Source organism: Burkholderia sp. TSV86, assembly GCF_001522865.1.
GTDB lineage: Bacteria > Pseudomonadota > Gammaproteobacteria > Burkholderiales > Burkholderiaceae > Burkholderia.
Genome location: NZ_LOWB01000078.1, coordinates 218,480 through 226,501, shown reverse-complemented (window position 1 = coordinate 226,501; position 8,022 = coordinate 218,480). Strand labels below are relative to the sequence as shown.

Here is an 8,022-nt window from a genome sequence, read left to right as displayed (position 1 = left end):
CAAGAAGATCTACGACTCGATCGCCACCTTGCAGACGGACCTTGATGCGTGGCTCGACCAGTACAACAATGAACGAGAGCATCAGGGGCGCTGGTGTTACGGCAAGACGCCGATGCGCACTTTCCTCGATTCGCTCGATCTCGCCAAGGAGAAACTCATCCCCCATTGACGACTCGTACTTTGTCGGCCCGACTACCTGTCAGATCAAGTCCCGGCTAATACACATGATCTACGTCACGAAGCAACGTCACGCTTGGCGTCAATTTTTCCCATGCACGAACTGACGAAAATCACCGGCCACAAAGACCCGCGTATGTTGATGCGTTACTACCATCCACGCGCAGAAGAACTAGCGAAACGTCTTCAATGACTGATGTATGCCACAGCGAACCAGCACGGGGCGCTAGCGATAAGAAAGCGCCCCGTAGGTTTTGCGGCGTACCTTGAATGCACCACGTCTTACCCTTACGTGTGCGCAATCGGCCGGAAGCACGTGTTTAAAATCAGGCCTCGTCGCCAGTGTTCATTTCGATGTCAAATGGCACACGCAAAAGTCGATCCTTTAAGATAGTAATAGTATTTGGATTTAGACCAGCGGATTTGTGCTTAGCTTGCCATTCTGCAATGCCATCGTAGACACAATGCCTCAGATAGTTCAGCACGCCGTCACTGCCCTTCAATTGCTTCCAATGCGGATGAGTTTGATTAATGATAATCAAGACCTCACTTTCATGCGTTGAATCGTGAGTAACGTATGGGTCGTTTGGTGACATGTCCGTCCTCAAATAACCCTTAACATTCAATGTCCCAACAACGGCAGAGAAGGTCGCCTCGAAACCTGATATTGATTCGGAGATCGTTTGAATCTGAGTCTCCACGACCTCGGGGGGCGGAACAGGGTCAACCAAAATAGCATCCACCATCTCCGGCGACGTAAGTTCCTTTTTTAGTTCATCGAGCGCGACGTTGGTTTCTGCCTCCGAAGGCCCACGCTCGTCGTCATCCCCTTTTCTCCGATCCCTCGCGGTCTCACGGTAATCCTCGCAGCACTCAAGAAGCTTTTTCTCAACCTGCTCTTCTTGATCTCCCAGCCATAGAATATCGTCTTTCGTGTGGCTCACCTCAAAACCATCGAGATGAATTTCCCCAACCAACCGCTGGTTGACTAAATCGTTCGACCCTTGGAATTGCCCGTAAAGGCTTGACGGGCGCCAACTGTCGGGCCACCCACGCACAACGCGGCCGCAATGAATCACGGAGAAGCCAGCGTCTGCTCTTCCACCCTTGTCAAGAATGCCAACCCAACCGCGAACTTTTCGCCCTTCAACCTCAAACGAAAAATCCTTTCTGTACATTGCGCCATTGATCGCTGTAAGAAGTCGATCATCCAACTCCTTCCATTCAAGCGGCGTACCGTTCCATGTGAGCCGCAGTCGCTTTAATCTGAAGTCTTCACGGTACATAGAACTCAGAAATTCTCGAATCTTGCCGAGCGTCCGACCTTGAAAACTCCGATTCAAATCGGAAATTTCAATCAATGTATAGTGCCTCTCCGGCAATCGCCCTTCAATAGCTTTGTATTCAAGTGCCCCTTGGCCGGCAGCTATTTTCTCGACATTGATTGTCGCTTGATGCTCAACGGCTTCCCCAAGTTTCTTGGTTTTCACCGTCCAAATGTTTCCGAGCCAACAGGCTGCCGTCTTCAGCCCCATTCCGTACTTTGAGCGCCCCGCAGTGTTCTTTGGGGGGAGCGCAACATGAAGCGCGTGCTCCAAGTCTGCCAGCGACATACCAATCGAATTGTCACTGATTCGCAATTCGCCCGCGTCCTTATCATAGGCAATCGACACTTCGAGGATTTCGCCCTCTTTCTTGAACGCCTCGTCTAGCGTATCTTTATTGTCGAAATATGCCTGCGTCGAATTGTCAATAAACTCTGCAAGCGCATGCCATGGCGTGTACGCCAAGCGTTTATACGAGTTGATTGCGTCGAGGCCGATTTTTAATTCAAGAGCCATATACCCGTCCTATTTCGATTCCTGCAAAAGAAATGATCCGTCCTCGAGTTCTATTAGCTGATAGCGCAACTTCTTATTGAGCGAGATCGGCTTTGCTGACGAGAGATATACTCGATCGTGAATATCGATTCGCCCCCATTCCGTGACTCCGCTACGAAATTGCACCTTCAACGTCTCACCGTGTGATGCAGGCAGAATCCCTGGCGAGTGCAACCTAAGCATTCGAGCAAGTTCAACGGTGCAATCACTACTCTGCACCTCCGATTCAACTGGTTGCTCGCCATTCAATCGGTATAGGTACCTGTTATGCTCTGATCGGAACACCTCAAGCACAGTGACCAAAGCGCGGTATGGCCGAAGCTCCCTAGCCCAATCCGGACGTGGAGCGTTCACTATTACGAGGACACCAGGAGGATAGCCCTTCACCATCGAGTTGAGACGTTCCAGGTCAAAGGAGCCGTCCTGTGCGTGAAGATATTGCGCTTCGGCTTCGCCGTATACTGCACGGCTTAACGTCTGAACCTGAGGTCGGACATGTTGCTCAAATGGATGATGGCCTAATTCCGCCTCCACTACCCACCAGTCTCGATACCTCCGGTGGACGAGCGCGAGATCCGCTTTAGCGGCGGAGGTCTCGGAATACACCGTTTTCTTGAACTTGACGAGACGATACGCGGGAAACAAACTCGCGGCGTGTTCGATCAAAATGCGCTCGTACTCTTCCTCGTAGAGCGCTTCTGTGGAAAGCTGGTCGAACCAATCGCCGTTATGAAGAATTTTTGCCATTGCTAGGTCCTAACTTGGGCCCAATCCACGGTACAGACGCTGCCTAACTGCTCCGCTTCGGACCGAAGCCTTGCTTCCTCAACGTCAGACGCATAAATGGTGTATATGTCGGCGAATTCTTTACCCGGCGCAGGGCGGAGCACGCGGCCGAGCCGTTGCACCCGCTGCCGTATGCTGGCCGTCGAACTGGCCAAGATAGCTACTGCCGTTTCAGGAACGTTGATTCCCTCATCCAAGGCCCGACAACAAATCAAAACGTCGTAAACGCCCTTACGATAAAGCCGCAGATTGTCTCGTCGAAGCGCCGGCGCAATGCCAGCGTGATAAATCGTTGCGCTTTGATTACGGGCCTTCAAAATCGCGAGAAGTTTATTTGCCGCATCCACTCGCTCGTGAAAAATGATTGTCTTTTGTCCTTTATGCTTTTCCGCCAGTTTTATAGCAACAGGAATTCGCATCGTTGCTGTTGCTAGCACAGCTGCTCGTTGCTGCAACAACCTCTTGAGCTTGTCTTCCGAACCAACGCTTTTACCAATCTTTGCTCGCTCAGTCGCGATACGCCGCGTGAGCTTGTCGAACGCGAGCTGTTCATCTTGCAGCATCTGGACGCGAACATTGTGAAGCGCAAACGGGCTGATCACGTCGTCGCGAGCAGCGCCGACATAGTCGTAATCGTAGATGACCGGCCCAAGAATGGGGCGAACTAGGGTTTCGAAGCCCTCGTCGTATTCTCGCTCTGGCGTCGCAGATAAACCGAGCGTTGCGACGTATCGACCTCGCAGAGCAAGCGCGTTTTGCGGGCTACCAGCGCGATGACACTCATCGACTATGAGCATTGAAGGCACGTCTCTGGATAGCCGCTCGCCTATCCCTCGGGCAGTGTTGATGACAAGGACATTGATTGGCTTCGGGGACTCCGGCTTCTCGTCCGCTGAGTAGCAGGCAATCTCCCCAGCGGGAACCCCAAAGTCGTCAGTTAGACTGACCACCCATTGGTCAAGCAAGGCCGTCGTCGGAACGACAATAACGACGCGTCCCTCGGGGTACTGACGCCTGAACTCGCCGACGCAGAATTGCGAAAAGATAGTCTTCCCGCCACCGGTAACTACGCGCACAACACCTTTCAACCCCTCCTTCCAACGAAGGAGGGCCTCCAATTGCCAACCGCGCGGCTCAACCCTCGGTTTCCAGCCCGACGGCAGCGATTGATTCATTGGGAATATGAATGCTTTCTGGATCAAATCGGCCAATCGAACCTTGGATGTAGTCGATCGTGGGTTCCACGGCGATCCATCTACGGTCGAGGTTTTCTGCGGCGAAGCCGGTAGTATTACTACCGCCAAACGGGTCCAATACGATGTCGCCTGGCTCGGTGAGGAAATTCACGAAGAACTCTGGCAATTCAACCGGCATGCGCGCGGGATGAAAGGTTATTCCGTGCGTTCGGCAATACTCTTGATAAGGATCGTTTGCTCGCGTGTTGGCTATTGAGAGAACACTGGGAGCAATCGCACCGCCATGGTCCGTGGCGAATGACTCCTCGCTGATGTGATGCTGCGACGGCCGCTTGCCTGCATTGTATTGCTTGCTCTTCAATAGCCGTGTCATAGACGGGCTGTATTCTACCAGTACATTCTTGTTACTCGCCTTCGGCCGCGTATTGGGAGAGAGCCACCAAAGACGCGTAAAGCTATCCTTTAGGCGAATTCGCTCAATCGTCACCCATTGCGCAGGACTGGGAAGACGCGCTGGATTGTGACAAATGAATTCTTGGCAAAGATGCAATTCATTCGCCTCCTGAAAGCGAAGCAGCGCCTTTAATCCGAGGGTAGACATAGTGGGCAGCCCAGGCTCCCAAGAGTTACCCAGCTCTATGACAATGGAGCCATCGGGAGCCAATAGGTCGCGAAACAGCGACCCGAAACTTGTGAGCCAATTCAAATACTCTTCGCCCTGCAAGTTCCCATACTTCTTCTTAGTGTTAAGAGGAAAAGGTGGCGAGGTAAAGATGAGTTGGACCTTTCCTCGAATCGGGTCTAAGTCCTTGTGCTGCAACGCATCTTCCGCAAGACCATGCAACATCACGCCGCGCGCGGTCGAATATGCGGCGCTGCCAGGCATCTTCGGCAAAATATCGGTCGGTCTTTTCCGGGGTCTCACTGGAGCTTTCCTTTAAATCTGTTTATCTGCCGCGTTGCGTTCACTTCGTCGATCGTGGTTTGGCCGCCACTTTCTGCTTTCCAGCCCTCCGAGGTGGATCAGCGAACAAGCTGATCTGCTTGCCGTCCCCGTACCGCTCGGCGAAAGAGCGCATGAACTCCCGCAGTACGTCCGATGCTTGGCGATTTTCAGCAATACAGGCCCCCTGGAACGCCTCACGGAGTTCCCGTTCGACACGGATTCGGACGCCAACATCTTTCGCAGACATACGTGAAATCTTATCAGATGGCTACACAGATGTGTATCCAATCCGTTGTCGACGGTCCCATAGAAATCGAATACCTGCTAGGATGCCTAGTGGCCGCCGTAGCCTACCTACGAGTCCGCCATGGGGCCGAACCTCTCTCCAAGCGAGACGGGTCCCGTAGCCAAGCCTCGCCGGCAGCTATTGTGTCACCGCGCCTCGTGTGCAACGGCTGCAAAGTTCGTCTTGAAACGAATCCGTGATAACGACAAAGAGCAACTCGACCACTTCCTTCTCAGCATTGAGAGAACCGCGCCCTTTGCTCGGCCGTGAGCCAACCATCCCGGATCGGCTCCAGTCGCTAACCTTGCTTGGCCATCCGCACTAGCGCCTGAGCTACCGTTTCACCGGGACGGCGGCCGAGAAGTTCGCAAGCATTGGCCTTCGTGATGATCAGCGGAATGACATCGAGAGGGCCAATCTCGTCTACGAACGTTGGCCCAGGCGCGTCAGACCGATCGGCGACGAGGATGTTGCGATTTGCTGCCCCCTCCCGGGCACTCAGAGCATTGTCCGCGAGCACGTGGCTTGTGCTGGCTTCGCCGCCGCTCGGCTTCGGGCTGAAATTGACGTTTGATTCCTTCTCGTTGCTGCCTGCGATCATAGTCGTCCCTATTTGTCCTGGCCGGGGGTTTTGTAGCCAGTCGCCGACCCGAATTCAACCTCACCATGCAAATTATCAGGGGTGATGCAATCTAACATGCGGGCCAGCTCAGGCTCCGCGTGTCGTTGATCATAGTTGCTTTGCAAGGTCATCCAGAAGCGCGCAGAACTGAATCCGGCGCGTTCGAGGTGCATCGCCAGATCGGCGCTAATGCCGGCACGGCCGTCGAGCACACGCGAAAGCAACGAGCGTGACACCCTGAGCCGTTTGGCCGCGCCGGCTACATCGAGGCCGAACCGACTGCAAACTTCCTCACGCAGCAATTCGCCGGGGTTCGGATGATTTTTCATGACCATGCCTCGTTAGTTAGTCCCCTTCCCCGAAAGGACGCCGTGGCACCTCAACGGTTCCGCATACTGCAGCAACGCTTGGCGTACCGCAGTCCTTGCTTCTCTGAAATCCGAGCGCGTCGCACGGCCCGTTTCGGCCTGGTAGAAAACGACCACGAAGAGGTTTGCCACGGCTTCGGCCATCTCAGATAGATCCTTAGCGGTGAGCGGATCTATGAATTCTAGGGCCGCGAGCTTCATTGCCGTGAGGTGGATAACTTCCCGAGCTTCGGTATCATGCATGGTTGCCATACTTCACCTCTCAAGCAGGTGTTGTTGTGGAAGTGCCGGCCGGTTGCCGCCGGCCGGTGCGCTTTCTAGGCTTCCTCGTGCGAGGAACGATCCTTGTTCACGAACGCGGCGACTTCATCATTCATCTGGTTCTGCCGGCTGCGACCACTGCCGGCGCCGAGATTGTCACCCGCAAAGCTCGCCGTATCGGCACCGGCTGAGTCCCGGTAATCCGAGCCTCCACGGATTGCCGACGCAATCCTGCCGCCCGTGGTTTGGCCAATGCGCTCTTTCGCGGAGTCCATCATCGACGCAGCCTTGTCTTTCGTGACCTGGCTGGCGCCGTTCGCGAGGTTGTTGCCCATGTCGGCCGCAAAGCGGCCAGCGTTGCTCATGAACGAACCGAAGCTGCCGCTACCGCCCGACGAGCTGCTGGCGCCGCCGCCACCGAGGACACCGGAACCACCACCGCCACTACCACTGAACATGCCCGCCCCCTCAGCTGTGTGTTGCTGCGCGCTCTGGAATGCCGCCTTGAGCGCAGATGCGCCGCCGGCGGCGCTCGTGGCGCCGGCCATTACTGCCGAACCAGCCGACGCTGCAGCGCCAGCCGTCATTGAAGCTGCAGCCATTAACGAACCAACGCCAACACCGCCAATCGAACCAATACCGCCAACGCCAACGATGCCTGCGATCCTCGGCGGTATCTTGTTTGTGAGATACATCAGCGCGAAGGCAGCGATGAGCATGACCGCCATTTCCTTGAGGTCAATGCCAGCGGCCATGCTGGAGTAATACTCGTTGATGAACGTCTTGCCGATGCCAATGAGCAGGAGCATTACCATCAGCTCCGCACCTATCGCCAAGACGTGCTTGTAAAAGCTGATGGCGATATCCGAGGTCCAGCGCGATCCCCCGAAGCCGAGGAAGAACACGCCACCGTAGATCACGATCCAGGCCGATACGAAGACCAGGAGCAGATTCACGCCGACGATCGTCAGGACAAGCATCACGGCCAGCGCCATGAGAAGCCCAACAACACTGTCGGTGGGTGACCAGACAGAAGACTGGTCGAGCGCCTTGGCAAAAATGTCATAGCCGATCTGTACGATGCCGCCAGGCGTAAAGTCGGTTGCTTGGCCGATGGCCTTTGCACCGATCATCCACATCGATTTGACGATGGCATCTCCGATTGCCGGGCCGTTGTACAGAATCCACCAGAAGAAGCCCAGGGTGCCGAAAAATCGAATCGATTCAGCAAAGAACTCCTGAATGTCCGAGCGGCGCATCGCCATCATTCCGTACGTCCACACCATGCTGACGAGCGCCAATCCCCAGAAGAGCCACGATCCGTAGCTCACCATGACGCCGCCCCACGAACTGGCCGCAGATTGGTACTTGCCCATCACCGAATCAACGACATTGACGTCCATCGGTGCGGCAAAAGCAGTCGCAACGTGGAGGAGCATCATCAAACCGAGCGCAAAACGATTGCCTCTTTTGAAAAACATGGATCTCATGGCGTGGCCC

At 54.8% G+C, this 8,022-nt stretch carries 8 protein-coding genes and 2 pseudogenes; 2 read left to right on the top strand and 8 right to left on the bottom strand.

All coding sequences use genetic code 11. From position 1 onward, the window contains the following. Positions 1 to 169, top strand: a pseudogene (locus WS68_RS27685) (IS481 family transposase); the annotation flags it as partial. A gap of 54 nt (positions 170 to 223) precedes the next feature. Next, positions 224 to 370: pseudogene (locus tag WS68_RS26275) on the top strand (tyrosine-type recombinase/integrase); the annotation flags it as partial. A gap of 133 nt (positions 371 to 503) precedes the next feature. On the opposite strand, the gene WS68_RS15105 reads toward WS68_RS26275, so the two are convergent. The 8 genes from WS68_RS15105 to trbL form a co-directional block, all read right to left on the bottom strand. Further along, positions 504 to 2,018 carry an ATP-binding protein gene (locus WS68_RS15105; RefSeq protein ID WP_059571564.1) on the bottom strand — a complete coding sequence of 505 codons (1,515 nt, stop codon included), beginning with the start codon at positions 2,016 to 2,018 and terminating at the stop codon, positions 504 to 506. 9 nt (positions 2,019 to 2,027) lie between these two features. Beyond that, positions 2,028 to 2,804 carry a hypothetical protein gene (locus tag WS68_RS15100; protein WP_059571563.1) on the bottom strand — a complete coding sequence of 259 codons (777 nt, stop codon included), beginning with the start codon at positions 2,802 to 2,804 and terminating at the stop codon, positions 2,028 to 2,030. Between the two features lie 2 nt (positions 2,805 to 2,806). After that, positions 2,807 to 4,018, bottom strand: coding sequence for a DEAD/DEAH box helicase (locus tag WS68_RS15095; RefSeq protein ID WP_059571562.1), 1,212 nt, complete (start codon positions 4,016 to 4,018; stop codon positions 2,807 to 2,809). Next, positions 3,978 to 4,964, bottom strand: a complete 987-nt coding sequence (locus WS68_RS15090) for a DNA-methyltransferase (protein WP_197419613.1) — start codon at positions 4,962 to 4,964, stop codon at positions 3,978 to 3,980. The genes WS68_RS15095 and WS68_RS15090 overlap by 41 nt, the downstream gene beginning before the upstream one ends. A gap of 605 nt (positions 4,965 to 5,569) precedes the next feature. Continuing rightward, positions 5,570 to 5,872 (bottom strand): hypothetical protein, encoded by a 303-nt coding sequence (locus tag WS68_RS15080; protein ID WP_082710055.1) that lies wholly within the window; start codon positions 5,870 to 5,872, stop codon positions 5,570 to 5,572. Positions 5,873 to 5,880: 8 nt separating this feature from the next. Further along, positions 5,881 to 6,222: a HigA family addiction module antitoxin gene (locus tag WS68_RS15075; protein WP_231753027.1), complete on the bottom strand. Its 342-nt coding sequence runs from the start codon at positions 6,220 to 6,222 to the stop codon at positions 5,881 to 5,883. A 12-nt stretch (positions 6,223 to 6,234) separates the two neighbouring features. Further along, the gene (locus tag WS68_RS15070) at positions 6,235 to 6,513 is read right to left on the bottom strand and encodes a type I toxin-antitoxin system ptaRNA1 family toxin (protein WP_059571558.1); all 279 of its coding nucleotides are present in this window, start codon (positions 6,511 to 6,513) and stop codon (positions 6,235 to 6,237) included. A 65-nt stretch (positions 6,514 to 6,578) separates the two neighbouring features. Then, positions 6,579 to 8,003, bottom strand: a complete 1,425-nt coding sequence (gene trbL, locus WS68_RS15065; RefSeq protein ID WP_059571586.1) for a P-type conjugative transfer protein TrbL — start codon at positions 8,001 to 8,003, stop codon at positions 6,579 to 6,581. Positions 8,004 to 8,022: the final 19 nt, after the last annotated feature.

Bases quoted from the DNA above. Each gene is read 5' to 3' on its own strand.
- WS68_RS15100 (WP_059571563.1), bottom strand. From the start codon at position 2,804: ATGGCAAAAATTCTTCATAACGGCGATTGGTTCGACCAGCTTTCCACA.
- WS68_RS15070 (WP_059571558.1), bottom strand. From the start codon at position 6,513: ATGGCAACCATGCATGATACCGAAGCTCGGGAAGTTATCCACCTCACG.
- trbL (WP_059571586.1), bottom strand. From the start codon at position 8,003: ATGTTTTTCAAAAGAGGCAATCGTTTTGCGCTCGGTTTGATGATGCTC.
- WS68_RS15075 (WP_231753027.1), bottom strand. From the start codon at position 6,222: ATGAAAAATCATCCGAACCCCGGCGAATTGCTGCGTGAGGAAGTTTGC.
- WS68_RS15105 (WP_059571564.1), bottom strand. From the start codon at position 2,018: ATGGCTCTTGAATTAAAAATCGGCCTCGACGCAATCAACTCGTATAAA.
- WS68_RS15095 (WP_059571562.1), bottom strand. From the start codon at position 4,018: ATGAATCAATCGCTGCCGTCGGGCTGGAAACCGAGGGTTGAGCCGCGC.
- WS68_RS15080 (WP_082710055.1), bottom strand. From the start codon at position 5,872: ATGATCGCAGGCAGCAACGAGAAGGAATCAAACGTCAATTTCAGCCCG.